A 26,042-nucleotide genomic window follows, 5' to 3' on the forward strand; every position below is an offset into this window, starting at 1 on the left:
CCTCCAATTATTTAGCTAGCATTTCTCGAACCATAGCATATTTCGAGAAAGATGTACGTTGTAAGTTATTCATATCAACCAACTGCAAAATATGAGTTGGTAAAAATTCATCGTATTTTACTTCAAGAACATGTTGTCCTGGTGGCAAAATAGGAATAGCAAATTCTTCTGAATTATCAAGGAATCGTTCAATGTCCCTACTGCCTCTGAGGTTCATATCAAATGTAATGCGAACATTGCCCACGGGCTCAACAAATGCACAGCGGTCATATTCAACAATGCACTTTGGTCTCATGCCTGACTTTACCGATGAGGCAAAAATTTCAGTGGCAAGACGCCCATGGGTGAAATCGAAATCACCATTTAAATAGCTATTCACCTGCTCAATTGTAACAGGCTCCATTTCCTTTTTGGTCATGCCTCGAAGCTTGTATTTTTTCTCTAAATTAATGTAATCCGTATTATCGTAAAAACGAACGCGGTACTTGTATCTATTGTCAGTTCCGGCCAGATTTTCATTAAAGCAGCTATCAAATAAATCGTCAAAATAAAGACTCCTAATTCGATAAAACTGGTCCGCATGGTGTTCATCTCGATCCATGAAAGGCGCCAGTCTATATTTTAGCTTTTCTAATGTAATATCCGACACGAGAAACTTTAATTCATGCCGATACTCCAATGTTTCTACCTCTCAAATATTCGTTGTTAAAAAGCTCGATATTGCTATAATAATACATATGTATTTGGAAAGGCAAATTTTTAACAATGTTAAATAAAAAAATTCTTTCACTGTCTATAATAGGACTTTCCCTGGTTGCGGCAGTCCTAGTGATGAAATTTAATAAAAGTGGAGTGACGGTGACTTCATTAAATGATATTTACGTCAATGATGATAAGTACAATTCCATCATCAGCAGCTATCAGATGTCAGATGCTGCACTTACAACAGAAATTCAGTTCAATGATGAGCCACTGATTTACGATTCAGATACTAATACATTTTATTACTCTGTAATTGAGAATTCGGAAACTGGATTTAATCCATCGGTTATGGTTGGAGCTACTAGCCTAGAAAATGAGGATGGTGCCCAGGACTCAGAAGAAACTACCCCTACCTATAGCATTTTTGCTCATGGGGCAGCAATCACTGATGAACTTATCGCTTCAAACGGTGCCATCCAAATCATTCTCACCAACGGAGCAAACGTCAGCGTTTCCAATTTGGTTTGCACCACTCTTCCTGTTATGAATGTTACCTTGGACGACGAAACCGTAGCCAGCCTGGGCTTGGACGATACTTATGATATTATTTCTTTTGCGCCTAGCTCCGTTTATGTTTATGACAATAGAGCAGACTTCGACGGAGTTTCCAGAGTGACTACCTCAGATGCGAAAATCAGACGTCATGGTCAGTCCACAGCAGGATACCCATTAAAGGGATACCGTTTTTCTCTTTTAGCTGATAAAAATGATTTTGACGGAGAAAAGGTAAAGGCAAATATTTTAGGTTTACGTGAGGATGACGATTGGATTTTGTCAGCATCCTACAGAGACTACGAGAAAGTTAGAAATGTATTTTCCATGAATCTTTGGTACGAAAGCTGCACCAAGGAAAATGAGTGGGAAGTAAACAACTCTACTCAGTATAAATTCATAGAGCTTTTCTTCAATGGCCATTACCATGGGCTTTATGCCATCTGCTATAGAATTGACCAGAAGGAGCTGAAAACAAACGAGAACGAGAGCACCTTTAAAAAGAAGGACTGGACTCTCAGTGAGCTGGATACTCAGCTGACATATCAGGAATATGAGGATGGCACCGGCACATATTTGTTGCCAGGATATTCTCTCAAAGCAGGTGATGCGGATGATTACAACACACTGCTCACTTTATACATGAACATGAATTATTCTGCAGACCCAAACATTGTCCGCATGACCTCTGACGTGGATAATTCCATTGACCTGTGGCTCTTTTACAAATTGACTCAGGCGGTGGATAATGTTTATGGCGGCAATGCCAAAAATATGTATGTTTCCATCAAGGAATCCGACACTGGCATCACAGGCTATAAGCTGCTTTTCACCCCTTGGGACATGGACCAGACCTGGCGCTACACATCTCCATCAGTAGTGGGACAGTACAGCATGCCTGAGTATGACCTGCCACTTGAGTGGGGCACAGTTTATCGCCTGCAGTGCCTTGGCGATGCCACAATCAATGAGGAAATAAAGGCTCGCTACGCAGAGCTTCGAAGCGGTGCTTGGTCTGACGAGAGTATCATGGCAATGCTTGATGAATATGAGTCGGATATCTACGATTCAGGTGCCTTCGCCAGAACACAGGCAAAATTCATGGAAGGCAGCTACAACGAAAGCTCTCTTAAACTCTCTGAGTTTAAAGCATACGTGCAGGCACGACTAAACTGCATGGACGCATATGTGAATGCTCTATAATTTTGCGCTCACAAAAATGAAGGCTTCTAATGCTAGAGGTTGTATTGCAAACCATATTTTCTGTTAAAAAGATAAGCATATGAAAAAACAATTATTCAAATTAAATACTTTAATCAGTTCGATTATTCTAATATTGCTAGGGCTCGCAGTTGTTTCATGTGTAATAGTGCTTGATAATAGGATGAACCCTGAGTTTGAGCTATCGGAAATAGTAATAGATGAGACAAACTATGAGAACATAGTTGCCGGCAAGGAAACCTCAAAGGTTGCCCTTTCTACAGATGTCTACATTGGGGATGAAAAGCTGATTTATGACCAGGTGGATAATACCTTTTACTATTCCATTGTAGATGGCGAGGACGAGTCAGATGAGTATATGACCCTGTCAACAGAGCGTAATTCTGTCAAGGACGCCATTTCAGGAAACTATCTAAAGGCAGCACTTTTGGATGGTGATGAGCCCCAGCTAATTATTTACAATAAAAATCAGGTTAGTGTTTCGTCCTTTGTGACCACAACCTTGCCTGTGATGAACATCAATATTTCAGCCGAGACAGTTTCAGAATTGGGGCTGGATGAAACCTACGCAATTGAAGAATACACAGCAGCATCCATGAGTCTTTATGACAATCGCAGTGATTTTGATGATGCAGTTCGCACTACAGATTCTGACATCAAAATACACATGCGCGGTGGCACAACTATAAATGCGCCACAGAAGAGCTATCGTATCACCTTGCTTAATAACGGTGATGACATGGACAAAACCAAAAAGGAAAAACTTCTTGGTATGCGCTCTGATGACGATTGGATTTTGTTTTCTGCCTATTCCGATTATGAGAAGATTAGAACAGTATTTTCCATGAACCTATGGGAGCAGATGGCATCAAAGGATAATGAGTGGCAAGCAGAGGTGTCAAACCAGTATCAGTATATAGAGCTGTTTTTCAATGGTCGCTACCATGGGCTCTATGCACTGGCTACACCTATAGACAATAAATCCTTTGATATAAAAGACGGCGAGACTTTGTTCAAGAAAAAGGATTGGTCCGGCAGTGAGTTTTCCCAAGATTTGGAGTACGTAGAATATGAGGACGGCTCAGGAGTTGAAATGTTGCCAGGCTACTCTATCAAGGACGGAGATGCAGCAGCCTATGAGACTCTACATGAGCTCTACTACAACCTGGCTTATTCCAAGGACAGTGAGTTGATCAGAAGTAGCTGTGATGTTGAAAATTCCATTGATTTATGGCTTTTTTACAAAATCACCCAAGCGGTTGATAATGTATACGGAACCAATGTAAAAAATCTCTATGTGGGAACCAAGGAATCTGCCACTGGAGTGGATGGATATAAGCTACTATTTTCTCCATGGGACATGGATCAAACCTGGGGCAATCGCTTCGTGGATGGTCAGGGCAGTCATGGAATTACATCCTACTACAACGCCACCGATTATGATTTGCCTATGGAGTGGTCTCCAGTTTACTTCTTACAGCAGTGTGGGGACGAGGAAATCATAGAGCAGGTGCAGCAGCGCTACCAAGAATTACGAGAAAGCGTGCTTTCTGACGAAAGCCTCACTCAAGCCATCGCAGACTACGAAGTAGACATCTATGATTCCGGTGCTTTTGAGCGAACCATGAATCGCTGGCCAGATGGCAACTATTATGATCCAGCGGTAAAGCTAGATGATTTTGAGAGTTTTGTGCTACAGCGTATGAAATATATGGATGGCTATATTGAGAGTTTATAGCTTAATAAAAATATACCCGAAAGGGTATATTTTTTTATTAAAACGGAATATTATACCCGATATGGTATAAATCCATAAAAAATATTGAAATTATACCCGATTGGGTATATATTGAGTTTATGAATACAATTGGCGAATATATAAAAACTGAACGAAGAAAAGCGGGATTGACTCAAGAAGAGTTTGCAATGCGTGCAGGACTTGGTCTTAGATTTGTTAGGGATCTTGAGCAAGGTAAGGAGACTGTGCGCCTTGATAAAGTAAATCAAGCATTAGAAATGTTTGGCATGCAGGCTGTTCCAGGAGAAATTGATAGGAGTAAAATAAATGGCTAGAGCAGGTAAGGTCTATGTACAAAATGAATATGTAGGCAGAATATATGAAACTGATGAAGGCTATGAATTTGCTTATGATGATGAGTATTATTCTAGGGAGACTGCTATACCAGTTAGTTTGACATTTCCATTATCAGAACAAGTTTATAAATCCAACACCCTGTTTTCTTTTTTCGATGGTCTGATTCCAGAAGGTTGGTTGCTTGGTATAGTAGAACGTAATTGGAAGATTGATGGTAGAGATAGATTTGGTCTATTGCTTGCAGCTTGTAGAGACTGCATAGGCGATGTATATATAGAAGCAGAGGAATAATATGAGATGTTTATGTTGTAACCGTTTAATGGTGAACCCATCAGAATATGAGGTTGCATCGGGATGGCATAAAAAGTGCATAAAGGATTTTTTTGGAACGGATGAGTTGCCGGATTTTAATATATCAGAAGAGATGCTAGAAAATTTGGCAAACAGTACTGTCAATAAGGGATTAACTGTTCCGGGAGTTCAAAAAAAGCTTTCGTTACATCTGTCAAAAGAAGATAAATCTGCGCGATTCACAATCGTAGATTATCCCACAGGTTATATATTAAAACCTCAATCAGATGATTTTAGAGCTTTGCCAGAATCAGAATTTCTTTCCATGAAGTTGGCAGAAATGATGAATATAAAGACGGTCCCTAATGGGCTTATCAAGTTAAATGGCGCTTATGCATATATTACAAAAAGAATTGATAGACTAAATAATAGAATGTATGCCATGGAGGATTTTTGTCAGCTTTCAAATCGTAACACAGCTGATAAATATAAGGGATCATATGAGGGATGCGGAAGAGTTATTGATAAGTATTCTAAAAACATTGGTTTAGATAAAACAGAGTTTTTCTATAGACTAATTTTTTGTTTTGTGACCGGGAACTCCGATATGCATTTAAAAAATTTTTCATTAATTGAAAACGAACCAGGTGGAAGAGTATTTAGTTTATCTCCTGCTTATGATATGTTACCCGTTAATATTATCATGCCACAAGATAAAGAGCAGATGGCCCTTACGGTAAATGGTAAAAAAAGAAATATCCGAAAAAAAGATTTTCTTATAATGGCTGATAATTTAGGTATCAAGTCAAAAGTGGCTGAAAGAATAATAAACCAAGTATGTAAATATCAAGATAAAATAATAGAAGAAATACAACAATCATATATTCCTGATGACTTGAGGAAAGATTTTGCTTTATTAGTAAAAGCTAGAGTGAGCGTATTTGACTGAAAGGAAATAAATGAAAGCAGCATTTGGAACAGTTATATATAAACAGGCGAGAGGATTCTTAGATGAATTGATGGCTTGCGTTGAAAATCAGACGGACAAGGATTTTGACGTGCTGATAGTAAATGACAACTATGAGAAGCAGGAGCTGGATGAGCTCAATTTACAGGCAGACATGCTGGTAGATTTACAGCCACAGCATGTAAGCATAGCCCAAACCAGAATCGAAATGATTCGCGCTGCAAAGCATGCAGGCTATGATTTGCTTATCGTATCCGACGCGGATGATACTTTTGCCCCAACAAGAGTGGAAGAGTACAAAAAGGCGTACGAAATGGACAAATCCTATGCTTTCTACTATAATGATTTAGTTACGGACGAGGGTAAGACTGTCCTTGAAAAAATGCCTGAGACGGTTACTAGTGCAAAAGCTATCTCCCAGTCCAACTTTATCGGCATGTCCATTGCTGCTATCAATCTGAATATGATTGATGATGAGTTTATAGATTCCCTCAGCGAGGGGGACTGCCCAGTGTTTGACTGGTATTTTTACACCAGGATGCTGATGGACATTGGTCCAGGTAAATTAGTGGGAAATGCCGCTACTATTTATCGCATTCACGAGAATAATCAGGTGGGCACCACTCACGACGTGGATCAGGAATACAGAGTGAAGCTTACTCATTACGAGAACTTAGCTAAACGTTATCCATATTTCAAACACCTCTATGAGGATTTGAAGAATTTGGATATTACAAAAATAGATACAAGCCAGAGCCACAACGGTTACTGGTGGAGCAACATTATTATGGAGGATTCCTATGAAATTTAATTATCAGGACATGGTGGCAGGAAATCAGAAGCCATATGTTATCGCAGAGCTTGGAGCTAATCACAATGGTGATATGGACCTTGCAAAGACAATGATCAAGACTGCAAAGGAGTGCGGCGCTGACTGCGTTAAGCTTCAGTCTTTCACAAAGAACAACGTTTTCTCTAAGAAAAATTACGAGGATAACTACTTCCTCGGTGACGACTATAGAAACAGAACAGACTACACACTTGAGTCAATCGTTGAGGCATACGCTCTTTCTAAGGAGCAGCATCACGAGCTCAAGGCATACTGTGATGAAATCGGTATCGAGTTCACATCTACACCTTTTGACAAGGCTGGCGTAGACCTTCTCGTTGACGAGCTTCATGTACCATTCATCAAGGTTGCTTCTATGGATGTTGAGAATGTTCCTTTCCTCAAATACATCGGAAGCAAGGGCGTACCAGTAGTTATCTCTACAGGTCTTACCGGCATGGATGATGTTTGCAATGCTATCGCAGCTATCGAGGCAGGTGGATGCCACGAGATTTGCGTACTTCACTGCGTATCAATCTACCCACCAGCAGACGAGCAGGTAAACCTCAACAATATCGACATGTACCGTATGGCATTTGGCTATCCTACAGGATACTCAGATCACACATTTGGTACTGTTGCACCTATTATGTCTATCGCTAAAAACGTGTGCATCATCGAGAAGCACTTCACAATGGATAAAAACATGAAGGGTTGGGACCACAAGATTTCTGCTAACCCTGAGGAAATGAAAATCATCTGCGATGCAGCAGAGCAGGGTCACAAGATGATGGGCTCATTCCGCAAGGTTGTCAACGAAAGCGAGCACCAGAGAGGTGAGTACAAGCGCTCTATCGTAGCCGCTCACGACATGAAGGCTGGTCACATCCTCACAGAGGAAGACCTCGACTACAAGCGCCCAGGCACAGCCATCTCACCTAAGTTCTATGAGATGCTCATCGGAAAAGTGCTCAAGCGCGACATTACAGAAGACGAGCTCTTCCAGTGGGGTGATTTCTAATGATTGCTTTTATTCCAGCCCGCGGGGGTTCCAAGGGAGTCTCAGGGAAAAACATAAAAGAAATTTGCGGCAAGCCTCTGATTGCCTGGACCATCGAAGCAGCTAAAAAGGCTGAGGGTATCGACCGCGTCATTGTCACTACAGATGATGAGGCAATCGCTGCGGTAGCAAGAGAGTACGGCGCCGAGGTTCCATTTATGAGACCGGCCGAGCTTTCTAGCGATACTGCTTCTGCAATTGATGTGTATTTGCATGCCACAGAGTTTGTTATGAATGAGACAGGCGAGAAAATAGATAAGTTCATGGTGCTGCTTCCTACAGTTCCACTTCGTACTGAGAAGCACATTGATGAGGCTATCGCCCAGTTCAAACATGACAAGGCCACTACACTTATTTCATTTGCAGAGGCAGAGGTGCCAGCTAGCTGGTATCATGTGACAGACGAGCAGGGACGTGTTCATAACGCAGGCTTTGGCGCAGGTGCTACAATGGGCAATCGCCAAGCTAATGAGACTTACATTGTGCCAAACGGCGCTATTTACATTCTCGATTATGAGCTTCTCAAAAATAAGAGAACCTACTATTGTGACAACACCGTTGCCTATGTTATGAAACGTGAGGATTCAATCGATATCGATTATCCTATCGACTTCGAGTTTGCAACATGCTTAATGCAAAAGAGAACTAATTCCTAAGGATTAATATATATGACTTTAATTAGAGCTATAGCCTTTCTGCTACATTTCACGTTAGTGCCTGTAGCAGTGGGCAGACTAATTACATACAAGCTACGCAAGACCCAGGATGAGTCGCCTATCGCGACTTATGTTTTGGGTCTATTTGGGGCTTTAGGAATATTTTATATTCTCTGCTCTATTCTGGTTTGGCATCAATATTGGAATACCTTCACCGAACCATTTACCGGTTGCTTCACTGCTCTATGCATAGCGTATTCAGTGGTAATCGCAGTGCTTGCCATTGTATGGATTAAAAAGGACTTAGCAGCAATCAAAAAATTCCCAGTATATGTCCGTGCAAAATTTGCACACTGCAAGGTTAATTTCAAAAATAGTAAATTGATTGCGGTATATGCACTTATTTTTGTGGCTCTTTTAGTGGTTCAGCTTTATTTTGCATTTGCCTACGAGATAAATGAATGGTCCTACGATGACTATGACTACGTGGTAAATAGTCAGGACACTATCACCACAGACACTATCGCATATGCGAATTTCATCACAGGCGAGATGCCATATACCTCTGAGAAGAGAGTTGTTACAGCATGGCCTACATACATTGCATATTTGGCAAGGGTATCTAGCTTTGAGGTGACAACAGTTTGTCACACTATCCTGCCAGTGATTTTACTTATTATCGCATATACGGTTTTTTGTTATATTTCACTGTTCCTGTTCAAGGATGATGAGAATAGACTTATTTTCATGATTTTGCTTTCCATGGCGAATATATTTGGTCTCTATTCTCACTACTCGGTTACATTTAGATTGCTTGGGGCAATCTGGCAGGGCAAGGCAGTTTTATGTGCTATAGCAGTTCCATTTTTTATGGTGTATTTATTCAATGCCTATAGCGAGAAGATTACAAATAGCAGGCTACTTGGCATTGCGCTGTTTTCCCTTGGCTCATGCTCGCTGACGACCATGTCAGCATTACTTGTTACAGCCACTGCAGTAGCAGTTTGGTTGTGCATGAGTATTTACAATAGAAAACCATGGGGAATTCGCTACCTCGTAGCTAGCCTCTTTGGAGTTTTATATTTACTATTATTTTTCATGCTTATGCGAGCCCTGCTCAATGATATGAAGCATGGAAGCAACATTTTCAATCGCTCTAGGAGCACGAATTGGTGGTACAAATGGTTTGGTTAAAATTTTTATACGGTATCACTAAGGAATACTGGGGCGGCCTGGGATTCCCACTGCTATTTGGAATAGCTTTGGTAGGGATACTCGTATTTGAAAGAGAAAAAATAAAACGGTATGCATTCCTGTGGTATACGGGATTAATACTTGTTTTCATATATAATCCGGTGACTCTTTTCGTTTGCAAAAAGTTGATGGAAGAGAGTACATTTGATCAGTATTACAAGAGATTTTTTACATTGATACCGATACTTATAATCGTTGCCTATGGTTTCACACTTCTTTTAAACAAACTATCAGGTGTGAAAAAGCTGGCAGGATTACTAGCTATTATGTTAATAATTGGGGTGCTTGGTCATTCCATTTATTCAGAAAGCTGGTACACAAAGGCTGAGAATCGAAACAAGGTACCTCAGGACGTGGTAACAATCTGCGATATTTTTGCAGACTATGAGGGTGACACCATCAGCATCATGGCACCTCAGGATATAGCGGTTTATTTGCGCCAAATGGATAGCAGATTCACAATGCCATATTCTAGATATTTGCCAGATGAGGCCTACGAGCTTACTAATCTTGAGCCAGACACACAGGTAGTCGAGGATTACTGCGCAGGTAAAAGCGTTGATTTTGTAGTTGTTTCAGCAGTAGAGAGCACATTGAACACTTACCTTGACAATGGCTACACACTCTATGGCAGGACACCATATTACGCAATCCTTCAGGTGCCTGATACCAATTGGGTATTGACTGAGTATAGTGATGATGCTGATTTACAGGGGCTTTGCTATACTATGTACAATGAGAATGACGGCACGCTGATTGTTATAGATGGCGGTCACATTGAAAATTCATGGAAGCTCAGAAAAGCCATCAGAGACTATGGTGGCACCGTAGATGCTTGGATTATTACTCATTATCATATGGATCATATAGATGCCTTTAATGATATTTATGAGAACCCTGAGGATCTTACAATCAAGGACGTTTATGTGACACCTCTTGATGCGGATACATTCTACAGTGTCGCTCAGGAGTGGGATGATGTAGAGTCCTTCGACAAATTCCAGAAAATCACAGAGGGCGCTGACAACATTCACGAGGTTCAAAGGGATGATGTTTTAGAGTTTAGTGATGGGCTTACCATTACCTTCTACAATGCTTTTGATGATGTTGTAGTAGAGTGTGCAGAGGACATTCCAAACAATGATTCATTGGTATTCAAAATGGAAACAGAACATCGCAGCATTTTGATGTGTGCCGATTGTCATAGCAAGTTCATGGCAGAATATTTGGTGGAAACATATGGAGATGAGCTAAAAGCTGACATCCTCCAATGCGGACATCACGGCAATAATAGCATGCCGACAGAGACTGGATTTTATGAATTAGTCGACCCAGATATTGCTATTTTTGATATGCCTGATGCCATGCTCACCAGTCCACAGTACACAGCGGGAGCGCTGGCAGCATATTTACAGGAATTAGGTGCGAAAATTGTTTGGTTCAAAACAGCTCCAAACGCTTTTGCCTTCTAGTTAACGGAGAATAAAATGGAACTAATAAATAAAAACAAAAAAGTATTATCCATAATCCTGGTTGCTTCACTGATTTTTGCCCGAAGCAACCTAGGAATCACCGTAAATAAATGGGTATTATTAATAAATGTTTTTGTTAACGCATTAGGCTTGGTCTTTTGCGGGTTAATGTTTGTACAGGATAAAAAGCAGATTAAAAAAGGTATGCTCAATCCAGCAGTTGCCTGGGCAGTTATTTTCTCAGCATTAGTATTTGTGTATGGACACTTTAAAATTGGCACACTTAGCGATTTCTACAGTCGCCAGTTTGCTATTATGACCGTTGTTCCGGCAGTGGTTATCATGATGATTCTTTTCTCAAATGAGAAGGATGTTGTTGAGATACTTGCAAAGGCAGGCTCAGTCATCATTTTTACCACATTAATCACTAGCTTACTTTATGATGATGTGTGGAAGGAATGGACGAATGGCACCATCTCAGATTCCAGAGTAGGCGCCACACCAGCAGGTTCCTGTGTTGATACAGCTAACATGATGATTATCCTGTTGATTCCAATCATCTATCAGCTTTATTTTAAAAAAGAAATAAAAAAGTATATACTTCCTTTGATTTTGGGCATCTTTCAGATATTTGCTTCTGGTTCAAAGGCAGCGATTATTCCATTGGGAATCGTTTTTGTTATAATGATTGTTAGTGCAGCAAAGGATAAAAAGACACTTAGAAGAAATATCATTGTTCTCGCGGTCCTAGCTGCTATCGGCACAGTTGTTGTTATGACAGTGCCACTGTTTTACAGAATTATCGGTAGCAGATTTATCGAGCTGTTCACTGGTCTTGGCAGTGACGAGTACGATTTACACACCAGCACAGGTCAAAGAATGGCAGTTGCTGCAGAGTTTAAAAAGCATTTTGGCGAGACTCCATTATTTGGTCACGGCTTCTATGCCTTCAAGGAAATGGCTTACTCACAGTTAGAGGAGTACAAAGTCAACGGAGTCATTCACTATAGACATTTACAGATACACAACAATTTCATGGAGCTTTTATTCTCCTATGGTATCGTTGGATTCGTTTTATATTACTGGTTCCCAGTATACTTAGCTATTAAATCGTTTATGTCCAAAAATAAACAGGTAATAGTTTTAACACTGTCATTTTTGGTTTCATTCTTTTTTATAGATTTAGGCCTTGATATGTATTACAAATATATGCTTCCATATTTCACATATTTTGTAATCTACACAATTTACAAGACAGGCCGTGACAATTAGGAGGAAAATTATGAAGTACGCAATTATTGGATGTGGAAGAATTTCACCAAACCACGTAGTAGCTTCTCAGAAGACAGGACTTGATTTGGTGGCATTGTGCGATTTGGATTTAGCAAACACACTAGACAAAATCAAGAAATTTGATTTAGACGCAAATTATGTAAAGCAATACACAGACTACAAGGAGATGCTTGCAAATGAAAAGCCTGAGCTTGTTGCTATCGCTACAGAGTCAGGAAAGCATGCACAGATAACGCTTGATTGTATCGAGGCTGGATGCAATGTCATCATTGAAAAGCCTATAGCACTTTCACTTGCAGATGCAGATGCAATCATCGAGGCTGGTCACAGAAAGGGTGTCAAGGTTTGTGCTTGCCACCAGAACAGATTCAACAAGTCAATCCAGATGATTAGAGAGGCCCTTGAGAAGGGACGTTTTGGTCGTCTTTTATATGGTACAGCTCACATCAGATGGGCTCGTGACCACGAGTATTATGATAGAGCTGCTTGGAGAGGCACATGGGAGCAGGACGGTGGTGCACTTATGAATCAGTGTATCCACGATATCGACCTTCTCCGTTGGATGATGGGAGACGATGTTGTCCGCGTTGTTGGTATGACTGACAGATTAAAGCACAACTATATCCAGGCAGAGGACCTTGGTATCGCTCTCGTTCAGTTCGCTAATGGCAGCTACGGTATCATCGAGGGTACTACAAATGTTTATCCAAAGAACCTTGAGGAGACACTTTACATCTTTGGCGACAAGGGTACAGTAAAGGCCGGCGGTGACGCAGTTAACCTTCTTGAGGAGTGGAATTTCGCTGATTATGTTGATGATCCAGAGCAGGTTAAAAAGGAGTGCTCAGAGCTTCCTCCAAACGTATACGGTTTTGGTCACTCAAAGCTTTATAGAGACGTAATTGATGCTATCGAGAATGATAGAGAGCCATATGTAAATGGTGAGGCAGGTCGCCGCGCTCTTGAGATGGTTCTTGCAATTTATAAATCAGCTGCAACAGGAGAATCAGTTGAGTTCCCAATGAAGGACTGCAGCACAATGGACTTTGTAGGTAGATTTGATAAGTAATTCGGAGGCACTTTTCCATGAATGGGGAAGTGCCTACTTATTTGACAAAGTTATTAAAAGTTATTAAACTAAAATAAAGTTATTAAAAGTTATTAAACTTTGACAAAGTTATTAAAAGTTATTAAAGGAGTGTGCTATGGCGAATCCATTTAATATTAGTTTTGGAAAAGAACCATCAAGGTTGATATCCAGATCATCTCAGGTGAATACAGTAATTGAGACGTTTAATAGCGAAAGCCCTTCCACTCAGGCATATATGATTACAGGTGTGAGAGGTGCAGGGAAGACAGTTACCATGACTTATATTGAGCATGAGTTGGTAAAAGATTCCCAGTGGATATCGGTCCCACTGAACCCAAATACTAATTTACTTGATGGATTTGCATCTCACTTGTGCATGTATAAAGTGTTAGAAGCACCGTTTAAAAAGGCGGACATTAATATTTCTCTTTTCAATATGAGTGCATCAATCACTTCAGATAAGCCGGCAGCCACTGTAGAAGTACAGTTATTAAAAATGCTCAATGTGGTAAAGACGTTAAATAAAAAAGTATTAATCACTATTGATGAAGTTGTTAAGAATCAGCAAATGATTGAGTTTGCTTCTGCATTTCAGACATTTGTCAGAGAGGACTATCCAGTATTTTTACTAATGACAGGTCTGTTTGAGAATATTAGAAATCTCCAGAATGAAAATACACTTACATTTTTATATAGAACACCAAGAATAGATTTAAAGCCTCTCGGTATAGTTGGAATGGCAAATGATTATAAAGAGGTATTCAACATTTCTAGTGAAGAAGCAGAAGAAATGGCCCGTTTTACCAAGGGGTATCCATATGCCTTCCAAACTCTTGGCTATATCAAATGGGAAGAGAATAAAGACCTGAATGGATTAATTCCGAGATTTGATAGTATGATGGAAGATTTTGTTTATGAAAAAATCTGGTCGGAATTATCAGAAGGTGATAAAAAAGTGTTATCGGCTATAGCACGGAATAATGGCAGAATGAAGACTAGCGAGGTTCAGGCAGCTACTGGTAATACTTCAAGCAGTTTTTCCACATATAGGAAACGATTACTGGAAAAAGGGTTAATTGATACATCAGATTATGGCTATGTGGAATTATCTCTGCCTAGATTTGGAGAAATAGTGAATGCTTGGAACTATTAGTGATATAATAGTAGAAATTGATTTTTAGACACTTTTTGAGTACACTACAGATTGATTTATTTAATGATGGATTAAAGGATAAAAGGGTGAAAAATAAAAATACAATTAGAAAGATAGAGAGTGTAATCGAGCTCGTTATTATGGCAATTGCATATTACTTCATGTGGAAGTACAAGATATTTGATAAGGCATATTTTTTCCCATTCCTTGGAAAAGGTAAATATGTGCTCATGGGAGTATATTTTGTACTTATGCTTGTTATCATACATTTGTGTGAGGGCTTCAAGTATGGAATATTAAAAATAGCAGATGTACTGTTTTCCCAATGGATTGCAATTCTTATTGTTAATGGGGTCACATATTTTCAGTTATGCCTTATGGCAAATGCAATGATACCAATAAAACCATTAGTATGGCTGTCGCTTATTGATTTTGCAGTTTCCCTTGTGTGCGTTTACATATTTTTTGCAATATATGAACGCTACTCAAAGGCTAGCAAGCTTCTGATGGTATATGGCAACAAAGAATCGGTTGGGCTGAAGCTTAAAATGGATACTCGCGCAGACAGCTACAATATTAAAAAAATTGTCAGCATCGATGAGGGCGAGGACGCCATTTTTGAAATGCTTAATAATTATGATGGACTTGTTATTTCAGACGTTAGTGCTGAGCAGAGAAACGATTTACTGAAATATTGCTACATGCACAATATCGAGACATACATTACACCAAAGATTTCTGACGTAATCATCGGTGGTGGCGAGGGTATCCACCAGTTTGATACACCGCTTGTGATGATTAATACTACAGGTCTCACACCAGAGCAGGCTATTGTAAAGAGATTCTTTGACTTGGTGCTTTGTATCATTGCAGCAGTAGTGCTTTCGCCACTTATGCTTATCGTTGCTATCGCAATCAAGCTAGAGGATCATGGTCCAGTATTTTACAAGCAGGCACGTGTAACCAAGGATGGCAAAGTATTTGACATTCTCAAATTCAGAAGCATGGTTGAGGACGCCGAGCAGCGCCCAGCCACAGATGATGATGACCGCATCACCAAGGTAGGTCATGTAATCAGAGCTACACGTATCGACGAGCTCCCACAGATTTTCAACATCATCAAGGGAGACATGTCCATTGTTGGTCCACGCCCAGAGCGTACTGAGCACGTAGACAAATACACAGCTGCTATTCCAGAATTTGAGTTCCGTAGCAAGGTAAAAGGTGGTCTCACCGGCTACGCCCAAATCTACGGCAAATACAACACATCAGCCTACGACAAAATCAAGCTAGACCTGATGTACATCGAAAACTATAGCTTCCTTCTCGACGTAAAGCTGGTCCTCATGACCATCCGAATCGTCTTCAAGAAAGAAAGCACCGAAGGCTTCGACAAAGTCGTAACAGCCGATGAAATTTTGGCTGAGTTGGATAATGAGCAGAAATAATCGTAACAGCCGATGGAATTCTCGGTTGTTTGGATTAGAGTGAGAATAAAATATTTAGATGAGCTTGTAGTTCTATAGATAATCTAGAAGAGTAAGCTGGTAGGAAACAATAAATACGGGTATTTTTCGAGAGTATAGTGAAAAAATGATACTAAAAAATGACTATAAGGAATTTTTTAGTGTCAGGAGACGAAGTCGACGATAAACGATGAGAAAAATATTCGTATGTATTGTTTCCGTAACCAGCGTAGAGTTTAGATTAACTTGTGAGCGTAACAGGCGGAGTAGAGGTATTTATGCCAATTTATGTTCCTAAGATTAAAAGAGAATTTCAGAGATGTACGCAGTGCGTCATGGACACCACGGATTCGATGATCGAATTCGATGAGCAGGGTGTCTGTGACCACTGTCGCAACTTTGAGAAAAATATAAAGCCATATTGGAATCCTAATAAAGAGAATCGAGAGGAGCTTGAAAAAGTTGCAGCTCAGATTCGCAAGGATGGAGAGGGCAAGGATTACGATTGCATCCTTGGTATGTCAGGTGGAGCTGATAGCTCTTACCTTGCATACATAGCCAAGGAGGTAATGCACCTTCGTCCTCTTATTTACGTTGTAGACACAGGTTGGAATCTCAATGTAGCTGTTGAGAATATCGAGAAAATCGTCAAGGGCATGGACCTTGATATGTACACTGATGTCATCAACTGGAAGGAGATGAGCGATTTCCAGCTTTCTATGTTCAAAGCTGGTATTAGTAGCTGCGATGCCCCACAGGATCAGGCTATTTTCGCTTCTCTTTATAATTACGCAGTAAAACATAAAATTAAATGGGTTCTTACAGGCTCGAATAATAGTACTGAGTTCGTTCGCCCACCAGTAGAGTGGATTTACATGAACGACAAGCGAATGAATAACGATATTCACAAGAAATTCGGAAAACGTCCACTTAAGACATACCCACAGTGTGGTATTTTGAAATATAGAATTCTCTACAAGTATTTCTACGGCATGAAGAGATTCTACCCACTTGATTACGTGGTTTACGATAAGGCAAAGGCTGAGGATTTCCTTCACGAGAAATACGGCTGGACTAAGTACGAGAACAAGCATTACGAGAATGTATTTACTCGATTCTTCGAGGGATACTACTTACCATATAAATTTGGATTCGATACCAGAAAAAATGTGTATTCTACTCAGATTCTTGCTGGCACTATGACTCGCGAGGAGGCTCTTGAAAAGCTCAAGACCAATCCATACGACACAGACCAGATGGAGCAGGACAAGGAATACATCGCAAAGAAGCTTGGCATCACAACAGAGGAATTCGACGAAATCATCAATTCCCCAGCCCACACCCCAGACGATTACAAGAATTCTATGTGGATGATTCGTCTAGGATTAAAGATTTGTAAATTATTGGGTATAGAGAAACGTAACATGAGGTTCTAAAGGACTGGAAAAAGTAATAGTGAATAAAAATATGATGAATCTTGCTTGCAAGAATGAAGAATATTTTTATTTACTATTATCCTGCATTGCAGGACCAAAACGACATGAATATTTTCTGAACGAAGTGAGGGAAATATGAATGAGTGTTGGTCTTTTTCCAGTATATAGGAGATATTATGGTAGCAATTATAAATTACGGCTTAGGAAACCTAGGCAGCATTGCAAACATGCTAAAGGTTATAGGTGAAAAAAGTGTAATAACTGCGGACCCAGACAAAATCAAAGCCGCAGACAAAATCATTTTGCCAGGAGTTGGCGCATTTGACGCCGGCATGGGCAAGCTCAACGAAACAGGCTTAGTTGACCTAATCAAAGAGGAGGCAGCAAACGGCAAGCCAATCCTTGGCATTTGTCTTGGTATGCAGCTTCTTGGAAATGGTTCTGAGGAGGGTGAACTCCTAGGACTTGGTCTTATAGATTTTGAGTGCAAGCGATTTAATATCCCAGCAGAGATGAATCTCAAGGTTCCTCACATGGGTTGGGACATCGTAGAGTTCAAGAAAAATGTACCACTTTTAGATGGTATTGAGGGACGCCAGCGTTATTATTTTGTTCATACTTATCATGCAGTTTGTAAGAATGACGAGGATGTTATGATGACCTGTGATTACGGTTATGAGTTTGCTTGTGCAGTAAACAAAGGTAATGTTTACGGCGTGCAATTCCACCCAGAGAAGAGTCACGATTTCGGAATGAGACTTTTAGAAAATTTCACTAAAAAGTGCTAAGAGGTAGCTATGTTTAATAGACCAAGAATTATTCCAGTTCTCTTGATTGATGATAGAGACCTGATTAAAACAATAAATTTCAAAAAGCCAACTTACCTTGGCGACCCTGTCAACGCCCTGAAAATTTTCAATCGCAAGGGTATTGATGAGATGGCAGTTCTTGATATCTCTGCCAGCAAAAAGGGAATCGAGCCAGATTTTGAGTTGCTTACAGATATGGCATCTGAGGCATTTATGCCATTGTCATATGGCGGCGGCATCAAGACTCTTGATCAGGTAAGAAAGCTTCTTGCTATCGGATATGAGAAAGTAGTTTTAAATACAAGCCTTGTAGAGGATGAGCAGCTCGTTAAGGATGCAGTAGCACTTGCTGGTTCCCAGTCAGTTGTGGCATCAATCGATGCAAAGCTTGTAAAGGGTAAATACAAATGTGTCATCTGCGACGGCACAAAAGTCATCGACATGACTCCAGTAGAGCTTGCAAAGCATGCGGAGGAGCTTGGTGTAGGTGAGATTTTCCTTAACAGCATTGACAGAGATGGAATGATGACCGGTTACGATACAAAGCTCATCAATGAAGTAGTTGAGGCTGTCAGCATCCCTGTAACAGCCTGCGGAGGCGCCGGCGGTATCTCAGACCTCAAGGACGCCCTGGAAAACGGTCACGCTCACGCAGCAGCCGGAGGCAGCATGTTCGTATTCTACGGTCGTTTGAAGGCGGTATTGATTACAGCACCTACCGAAGAGGAGCTGACTAAGGCAGGGATATATAGCAATTAGGAGGGACCCGTATACGGGAAGAACCTGATTGCCACGACACACTCACATTTTGCGAAGCAAAATTTTAATAGTGTGTCTTCCCGTTTATTAGAGAAAATATGAAGATTCTATTAATAGATGTTAACTGCAAATACAGCTCCACAGGCAAAATTGTCTACGACCTCTACCGCCGCCTCAACGCAGACGGTCATGAGGCTCGAATAGCATATGGCCGTGGAGATGTCATAGATGAACCAGGCATTTACAAGTTTGGTTTGGATTGGGAGACCAAAAAGCATGCAGCCCTCGCACGCATCACAGGCAAAAACGGCTGCTATTCTCCAAAATCTACGGCTCGCTTGATTGAGTATATCAAGGAGTTCAAACCAGATTTGATTCATATACACGAGTTGCATGCATACTTTGTTAATCACGGGCAGCTCCTAGAGTTTTTAAAACAGGAGCAGATTCCAGTAGTTTGGACATTCCACTGCGAATATATGTACACAGGCAAGTGCGGATTCGCATACGAGTGCCAGCAGTACAAGAGCGGCTGTGGACACTGCCCATATTTGCACGAGTATGTTAGCTCACTCGGTATTGATAGGACTGCACAGCTGCTTTCAGAGAAAAAGCAGAGCATGGAAGGCCTTAATCTAAAGGCTATTGTGACACCTTCAAAGTGGCTTGCAGATAAAACAAAGGAAACATACCTGTATAAAAACAATATTCAGGTTATTCATAATGGTATAGACACAGACGGCATATTCTATCCTAGACAAAAGGATGAGAGCCTGCGAGCAGAGTATGGCATACCAGCAGACGCTAGACTGATTCTTGCTGTTGCCCCTACTATCATGGATGTCCGCAAGGGCGGCCAGATGGTTTTAGATTTGGCAGAGACTATGCCTGAGACACACTTCGTGCTTGTAGGCGCTAACGAGACAAAACGTCACTCAGCAAATGTTCAGCTAATTGCTCGCACAAAGGACCAGGACGAGCTTGCTCGTTGGTATTCTGAGGCGGATTTGTTTATAATATGCTCTAAGGCAGAAAATTTCCCTACCACATGTATCGAGGCACTTTGCTGTGGCACAGCCGTAGTAGGGCTTGACGAATGTGGCACAAAGGAAACTGCACCATCACCTTACGGCACCTTCGTAAAGGTGGACATAGCCGGTGACGCCGACGTAAAATACGCCGCCACCATCGAGGCACTGCAGCAGGCAATAGATTCACAGCTCGCCCGTGGCCTATCCGCAGACGAAATCCGTGCCTATGCCGTAGAAAACTACGACAACCGTGTCATGTACCAACGTTATTTGACTGTATACAACAACTAGCCAAGTAACGATGCTGCATGCTACTATTCAATATTTATGAAAACCATAAATATAATTATTATTTATATTTAAAATAGTATTTGTTACGATTTGAAATTAAAATTTGCATCTGTAGCTATCAAGCTCTGAGTGTTGTCGTAGGAGACGTGTCAGTCGACGAAGACAATATCTCAGGCTTGAGAGCGTAACAGGTGCTATGTAAATAGTCTGAGAACGTAACAAATACGAGGAGTAAATTAAGAATGAAAATATTGCATATAGGCATGCCTTCACATTTTACTGAGGGCATGTTGTATCAGGAAAATATGTTGATAGCCATGAATGTGAAGGACGGCCACGATGTTACAATCATCACGGATGTCTACCACTACGAGGGCAGCAAGCTTGTAGAGTGTCCAGAGGAGGACCGCATCATGGAAAATGGTGCTCGCCTCATCAGACTCAAATACGACCGAGTATTTTTCAGTGATCTTTGGACAGAGAAGATTCAAAAGTGCCGCAAGCTGAAAAAATACCTTAACGAGATTGCCCCAGACACAATCCTTTACCATGGTGTTTGTGGTTACGAGATGATGGATGTTGCAAGCTATTGCAAGAAACATCCAGAGTGCTTGTTCTTCATGGATAGCCACGAGGACTACACTAATTCGGCTATGACACCACTGAGCAAGGCATTTTATAAATATATCCACGGTCATTTTGTTCACAAGGCATTGCCAGAGGTGGACAAGGTCCTTTACATCGGAATCCAGATGAAGGAGTGGCTCAAGGATATCTATGATATTCCTGATGAGAAAATGGAATTCATGGCTCTTGGTGGCATCATTTATTCTCTTGATGAGCAAAAGGAAGCCAGACAGGATATCATTAATCGATTTGCACTTCCACAGGATGCAATCATTCTTGCTCACTCTGGTAAGCTGGAGGCTGGCAAGCGTACAGCAGAATTGCTCCAGGCATTCAATCAGATAGATGACCCAAGACTTGCACTGTTTGTTTTTGGTTCTATTCCAAAGGATATGGAGTCTACACTTAGACCATTATTGGATTCCAACAGCCGTATTCATTTCATGGGCTGGAAGGTCAATAAGGAAATCGAGAAATTCTTGGCAGGCGTTGACCTATACTGTCAGCCAGGCGGGCAGTCATCTACATTTGAGACAGCTATTTGCTGTGGATGTGTCAATATGACCTACCCACACGCCACCTACAAGGATGAGACCTACAGCGACTGCGGCGGAGACAATTATTTCTTCGTTGATACAGTGGAGGATATGGTGGATGTGCTCAAAACAATCACCGAGAATCCTATGGTATTAGAGCAGAAAAAGGCAAAATCCTTTGCTTTTGCTAAGCTTCAGTTCGATTACGAGGTAATCGCCAGAAGAATTTATACACTTGAATAGAGGAAGTTGTATGACTAACAAGGAATTATTTGATAAATTTTGTAAAGAGGTATACGTATGTATATACTCTCAGCCATGGTGGTTAGACGCCATCATCGGCGCAGACAATTGGGATGTATGGATCTATGAAAAGGGCGGTAATGTTTTCGCTGCCATGCCATATTACCTAGAAGAGAAAAATGGCGTGAGACGTATCACTAAGCCACCTCTCACTCAGACTAATGGTCTCATTATCAATTACAAAGAGGCCCCTCAGAACATTGCCAAGATTCAGGCATATGAGGAAGAGATTTGTAATGCAGCCATGGACTTCATCGAGTCTATGGGACTTGATTTATACGAGCAGAACTACCAGTACAGATTCCAGAATTTCCTTCCATATTTCTGGAGGAGATATACTATCTATCCACGAGTTACCTATGTTATCGAGGATACAAGTGATATGGAAAAAGTAGAGGCTGGTATTACCAATAAATATCGCCGTAACATCCGCAAGGGTCAAAAGAATCTTTGCCGCATTGGAGAGATTGATGCAGATACATTCTACACAGAGCACGAGAAGATTTTTGCAAAACAGGACCTCCCTGTTCCTTTCACTCGTGAGCAGTGGAAGAGTCTCTATGCAGCAGCATATGAGCATGAGGCTGGCAAGGTTATAGCAGCCTATGATGAAAATGATAACGTAATGTCGGTGTTATTCCTTTGCTGGGATGACGACGCTGTTTATCTTGATGCAGGCGGTCCAATGCCAGAATATGCCAAGTTCGAGTCATACGAGGCACTGGTTTACGAGGGAATCAAATTAGCCCATGAAAAGGGATTAAAATTCGATTTTGAAGGCAGTGTTGTAAAACAAATCAATCACAGCTTTAGAGAGTACGGGGGTAGACCAGTGGAGTATTATCGTTTCCGCAAGGTCTTCAACCCAGACATTATTAGAAAAGAAGCAGAAGAAGCAATTTCAAGATTATGATAAAGACAGAATTTGACTACAAGGTCGATTTACAAAATAAAAATATATTAATAGTAATGCCAAAGTTTTACGCTTATCAGTCTAAAATGAAAGAGGACCTGATAGCTAGAGGTGCCAATCCACATTTCTATGATGAGGAGCCAGAAAAGACCAAGTTCCTTATTATGAAAAACATGGAGAGCATCTTCCATAAAAAGGATGCCTTTGGCAAGTTCAACCGCAGGCTTACAGAGAAAATATTGGCAGAGATGCCAGCTGGCGGCTACGATTATTTCCTAGTAATCCGTGGTAATGTTTTAGATGAGCAGTTTGTAAATGATATCAAGCTAAAAGCCCTAAAGGCTGGCGGCAAATCCATTTACTACTCATGGGACTCATTTGAGAATATGCGCCATGCAGGTAAAATCGGACAGCTCTTCGACTGGAGAGGTACTTTTGATTCAGTTGACGCTGCAAACTCTGACATGGGCTACGAATTACTCCCATTATTCTACTCAGACGATTTTGATGCTGAGAAATTGGAGATGCCTACTGACTACAAGTATGATTACGTCAGTGTTTCAGCATTTTTCCCATTTAGATACAGATATTTCAAAGCTTTCAAGGAAGCTAATCCTGACAAAAAGCTTTGCCTAAAAATATATTTAAATCCTAGCGTTTATCGTGGCAAAAAGCTAAAGGATCCAAAGCTAGTGAAGAATCTAGATATGGACATTGTTAGCTTCGAGCCATTTTCTCCAGAGGCAATCCGTGACCTTTGCAAAAACTCAAAGGCTGTCCTTGATTTGGCACATGAGCAACAGCAGGGTCTGACAATGCGTACAATGGAGACTCTTGGAATCAAGCGAAAGTTAGTTACAAATAACATATATTTAAAGGACTATGAGTTCTATAATGAGACTAATGATGTGATTCTCACTGATTTGGCTGCAAAGGCTGATGAGGCTGAGAAAACTGGAGATTACAGTGCATTCAAGCTCCCTGACGCCGACTGGCTGGACAAGCCATATGCCGAGGACGAGCGCATGCGCAAACGCTACAGCATCCACGCTTGGATAGATAACCTCTTCAGGTAGTCACATCGTAGTTACGGTATATTTGATTAATGATTAATAGAGTAGATTATTATTTAAATATATATTTTTAAATGAGCCAGTAGCTATCAATCTCTTGATGATCCTTTAGTGAGACATGTTAGTCGAAGAAAGGTTCAAAATTATCCTTGCAAATGCAAGGTAATTTTGTGGCCTAGTAAGCGAAGCTTACATACCCGTAGGCGGAGTATTATTAAGGATTGAGAGCGTAACTGGCGGACTAGGAGTATATAAATGAAATATTTAGTAACAGGTGCTAATGGTTATATAGGTCAGGGTGTAGTTAAGACTATGTTAGACCTAGGTGCTGAGGTCGTAGCCACAGACTTTCATACTGACGATGTTGATTCTCGTGCCAAGAGGATTGATGCAGATTTGTTTACACTTGAGGATCCATATGGCTTTTTTGAGAAGCCTGATGTTGTGATTCATCTAGCATGGCGTGACGGATTCAGACATGCATCTGAGAATCATATGAATGATTTACCAAAGCACTATGCTTTTATAGAGAAAATGTGCCGTGCCGGCATCAGAAAAATGTGTGTAATGGGTACAATGCATGAGATAGGCTTTATGGAGGGCTGCATCAAGGCAGAGACACCATGCGCTCCACAGTCACTTTACGGCATCGCGAAAAATGCCCTTAGACAGGCTACAATGCTTATTTGCAAGGAGACAGGAGTAAAACTTCAGTGGCTCAGAGGCTACTACATTGTTGGTAATACTCACAAGGGCTGCAGCATTTTCTCAAAGCTTACTGCAGCAGCAGAGGCTGGCGATGAGACATTCCCATTTACAACAGGTCAGAATCAGTTTGATTTTACAGACTATGATTTGTTCTGTGAGCAGGTTGCAAAGGCTAGCATGCAGGATGAGGTCCTTGGCATCATCGAATGCTGCACAGGTCATCCGATGAAGCTTGCTGACCGCGTTGAGAAATTCATCACAGACAACGGATACTCTATCAGCCTAGCTTATGGCACCTTCCCAGATCGTCCATACGATTCGAAGGCCGTTTGGGGCGACTCGTCTAAGATAGACAAGATAATGATGAACTATAAATAGCCAGTAACTATCAAGCTCTTAGTGTTTCCGAAGGGAACATTTTAGTGACCGAAGGAAATATCTAAGGCTTGAGAGTGTAACTGGCGAGAGAAAGGGTTAATTATGAAACCAATTTTGTACATTGTAATTCCATGTTACAACGAGGAGCAGGTGCTTCCTATTACAGCTCCTATGTTTTTAGACAAAATCAAGGAGCTTGTAAACTTAGATAAAATTGACGATAAATCTCGTGTCATGTTCGTAAATGATGGTTCTAAGGACAAGACATGGGAAATCATCAAGGATTTGGCAAAGCAGGATGAGCACTTTGTAGGTATCACACAGAGCCGTAACCGCGGTCACCAGAATGCAGTTCTTGCTGGTCTCATGGAAGCAAAGGAGCTTTGTGATATCACTATTTCTATCGACTGCGATGGTCAGGATGATATTAATGCAATGAATGAAATGGTTGATGCTTATGCAGATGGCTGTGAGATTGTTTACGGAGTACGTAATAGCCGCCAGACAGATACATTCTTCAAGAGATTCACAGCTGAGAGCTTCTACAAGCTTTTAAATGGCATGGGCGCAGAGGTTGTATTCAACCACGCAGATTACCGTCTTGTTTCTAGCCGCGTTCTTAATGAATTTGCAAACTTCAAGGAGGTAAACCTTTTCCTTAGAGGAATGTTCCCACTTGTAGGTTTCAAGAGCACTAGCGTTTACTATGCACGTAATGAGCGTATTGCAGGCGAGAGCCACTATCCACTTTCCAAGATGCTGTCCCTTGCATTTGACGGTATCACATCACTCAGTGTCAAGCCTATCAGAATGATTACAGGCATGGGTGTGTTTGTATCATTTGTCAGCTTAGTACTTTTAATCTATTCAATCGTACAGCATTTCCTTGGAAATACAGATTCAGGTTGGTCTAGCCTTATGGTTGCCATCTGCTTCCTTGGGGGCGTGCAGCTCATTTCCCTTGGTGTTATTGGTGAGTACGTTGGTAAGACCTACATGGAGACCAAGCAGAGACCACGCTATATCATCAGCGAGAAAACTTATGAAATGTGCCAAAAAGATGACTAGTCATCTTTT

At 40.9% G+C, this 26,042-nt stretch carries 24 protein-coding genes; 23 read left to right on the forward strand and 1 reads right to left on the reverse strand.

Annotation, left to right across the window (positions count from 1 at the left end; genetic code table 11):
* Positions 1-7: 7 nt before the first annotated feature.
* Positions 8-679, reverse strand: a complete 672-nt coding sequence (locus E7276_RS02390; RefSeq protein ID WP_294213274.1) for a polyphosphate polymerase domain-containing protein — start codon at positions 677-679, stop codon at positions 8-10.
* Between the two features lie 152 nt (positions 680-831).
* On the opposite strand from E7276_RS02390, the gene E7276_RS02395 reads away from it, so the two are divergent.
* The 23 genes from E7276_RS02395 to E7276_RS02505 all read left to right on the forward strand — a co-directional run bounded on the left by E7276_RS02395 (position 832) and on the right by E7276_RS02505 (position 26,033).
* Positions 832-2,457 carry a CotH kinase family protein gene (locus E7276_RS02395; protein WP_294213277.1) on the forward strand — a complete coding sequence of 542 codons (1,626 nt, stop codon included), beginning with the start codon at positions 832-834 and terminating at the stop codon, positions 2,455-2,457.
* Between the two features lie 79 nt (positions 2,458-2,536).
* Positions 2,537-4,213 carry a CotH kinase family protein gene (locus E7276_RS02400; protein ID WP_294213281.1) on the forward strand — a complete coding sequence of 559 codons (1,677 nt, stop codon included), beginning with the start codon at positions 2,537-2,539 and terminating at the stop codon, positions 4,211-4,213.
* Between the two features lie 119 nt (positions 4,214-4,332).
* A complete protein-coding gene (locus tag E7276_RS02405) occupies positions 4,333-4,548 on the forward strand; it encodes a helix-turn-helix transcriptional regulator (RefSeq protein WP_294213284.1) in 216 nt (71 codons plus the stop codon).
* Entirely contained in the window at positions 4,541-4,861 is a 321-nt protein-coding gene (locus E7276_RS02410) for a HipA N-terminal domain-containing protein (RefSeq protein WP_294213287.1), read from the forward strand. The genes E7276_RS02405 and E7276_RS02410 overlap by 8 nt, the downstream gene beginning before the upstream one ends.
* 1 nt (position 4,862) lies before the next feature.
* The gene (locus tag E7276_RS02415; protein ID WP_294213290.1) at positions 4,863-5,810 is read left to right on the forward strand and encodes a HipA domain-containing protein; all 948 of its coding nucleotides are present in this window, start codon (positions 4,863-4,865) and stop codon (positions 5,808-5,810) included.
* 10 nt (positions 5,811-5,820) lie between these two features.
* Positions 5,821-6,639 (forward strand): glycosyltransferase, encoded by an 819-nt coding sequence (locus E7276_RS02420; protein WP_294213292.1) that lies wholly within the window; start codon positions 5,821-5,823, stop codon positions 6,637-6,639.
* Complete coding sequence (locus E7276_RS02425) at positions 6,629-7,678, forward strand: N-acetylneuraminate synthase family protein (RefSeq protein ID WP_294213294.1); 1,050 nt, start codon at positions 6,629-6,631, stop codon at positions 7,676-7,678. Before E7276_RS02420 ends, E7276_RS02425 begins: the two co-directional genes overlap by 11 nt.
* A complete protein-coding gene (locus E7276_RS02430; protein ID WP_294213296.1) occupies positions 7,678-8,373 on the forward strand; it encodes an acylneuraminate cytidylyltransferase family protein in 696 nt (231 codons plus the stop codon). The genes E7276_RS02425 and E7276_RS02430 overlap by 1 nt, the downstream gene beginning before the upstream one ends.
* A 12-nt stretch (positions 8,374-8,385) precedes the next feature.
* Positions 8,386-9,567 (forward strand): DUF6077 domain-containing protein, encoded by a 1,182-nt coding sequence (locus E7276_RS02435; protein ID WP_294213300.1) that lies wholly within the window; start codon positions 8,386-8,388, stop codon positions 9,565-9,567.
* A complete protein-coding gene (locus E7276_RS02440; protein ID WP_294213303.1) occupies positions 9,555-11,099 on the forward strand; it encodes a ComEC/Rec2 family competence protein in 1,545 nt (514 codons plus the stop codon). The genes E7276_RS02435 and E7276_RS02440 overlap by 13 nt, the downstream gene beginning before the upstream one ends.
* A gap of 15 nt (positions 11,100-11,114) precedes the next feature.
* Entirely contained in the window at positions 11,115-12,371 is a 1,257-nt protein-coding gene (locus E7276_RS02445) for an O-antigen ligase family protein (RefSeq protein ID WP_294213306.1), read from the forward strand.
* A gap of 10 nt (positions 12,372-12,381) precedes the next feature.
* Positions 12,382-13,461: a Gfo/Idh/MocA family protein gene (locus E7276_RS02450; protein ID WP_294213311.1), complete on the forward strand. Its 1,080-nt coding sequence runs from the start codon at positions 12,382-12,384 to the stop codon at positions 13,459-13,461.
* Between the two features lie 136 nt (positions 13,462-13,597).
* On the forward strand, positions 13,598-14,635 hold the full coding sequence (locus tag E7276_RS02455; RefSeq protein WP_294213313.1) for a winged helix-turn-helix transcriptional regulator: 1,038 nt from the start codon (positions 13,598-13,600) through the stop codon (positions 14,633-14,635).
* 86 nt (positions 14,636-14,721) lie between these two features.
* The gene (locus E7276_RS02460) at positions 14,722-16,083 is read left to right on the forward strand and encodes a sugar transferase (protein ID WP_294213316.1); all 1,362 of its coding nucleotides are present in this window, start codon (positions 14,722-14,724) and stop codon (positions 16,081-16,083) included.
* Between the two features lie 296 nt (positions 16,084-16,379).
* Positions 16,380-17,537, forward strand: coding sequence for an N-acetyl sugar amidotransferase (locus E7276_RS02465; RefSeq protein ID WP_294213318.1), 1,158 nt, complete (start codon positions 16,380-16,382; stop codon positions 17,535-17,537).
* A gap of 176 nt (positions 17,538-17,713) precedes the next feature.
* Positions 17,714-18,325: an imidazole glycerol phosphate synthase subunit HisH gene (gene hisH, locus E7276_RS02470; RefSeq protein WP_294213321.1), complete on the forward strand. Its 612-nt coding sequence runs from the start codon at positions 17,714-17,716 to the stop codon at positions 18,323-18,325.
* A 9-nt stretch (positions 18,326-18,334) separates the two neighbouring features.
* Positions 18,335-19,105 (forward strand): AglZ/HisF2 family acetamidino modification protein, encoded by a 771-nt coding sequence (locus tag E7276_RS02475; protein WP_294213323.1) that lies wholly within the window; start codon positions 18,335-18,337, stop codon positions 19,103-19,105.
* A 98-nt stretch (positions 19,106-19,203) separates the two neighbouring features.
* Complete coding sequence (locus E7276_RS02480) at positions 19,204-20,427, forward strand: glycosyltransferase (RefSeq protein WP_294213325.1); 1,224 nt, start codon at positions 19,204-19,206, stop codon at positions 20,425-20,427.
* Positions 20,428-20,669: 242 nt separating this feature from the next.
* Positions 20,670-21,833 (forward strand): glycosyltransferase, encoded by a 1,164-nt coding sequence (locus E7276_RS02485; protein WP_294213327.1) that lies wholly within the window; start codon positions 20,670-20,672, stop codon positions 21,831-21,833.
* 10 nt (positions 21,834-21,843) lie between these two features.
* Positions 21,844-22,806 carry a GNAT family N-acetyltransferase gene (locus E7276_RS02490; protein ID WP_294213330.1) on the forward strand — a complete coding sequence of 321 codons (963 nt, stop codon included), beginning with the start codon at positions 21,844-21,846 and terminating at the stop codon, positions 22,804-22,806.
* On the forward strand, positions 22,803-23,882 hold the full coding sequence (locus tag E7276_RS02495; protein WP_294213332.1) for a hypothetical protein: 1,080 nt from the start codon (positions 22,803-22,805) through the stop codon (positions 23,880-23,882). The genes E7276_RS02490 and E7276_RS02495 overlap by 4 nt, the downstream gene beginning before the upstream one ends.
* 252 nt (positions 23,883-24,134) lie before the next feature.
* Positions 24,135-24,965, forward strand: coding sequence for an NAD-dependent epimerase/dehydratase family protein (locus E7276_RS02500; protein WP_294213334.1), 831 nt, complete (start codon positions 24,135-24,137; stop codon positions 24,963-24,965).
* Between the two features lie 102 nt (positions 24,966-25,067).
* The gene (locus E7276_RS02505) at positions 25,068-26,033 is read left to right on the forward strand and encodes a glycosyltransferase family 2 protein (protein WP_294213337.1); all 966 of its coding nucleotides are present in this window, start codon (positions 25,068-25,070) and stop codon (positions 26,031-26,033) included.
* Positions 26,034-26,042: the final 9 nt, after the last annotated feature.

Origin of the sequence: Pseudobutyrivibrio sp. (assembly GCF_015057185.1) — a bacterium.
In the GTDB taxonomy this organism is placed as follows: Bacteria; Bacillota; Clostridia; order Lachnospirales; family Lachnospiraceae; genus Pseudobutyrivibrio.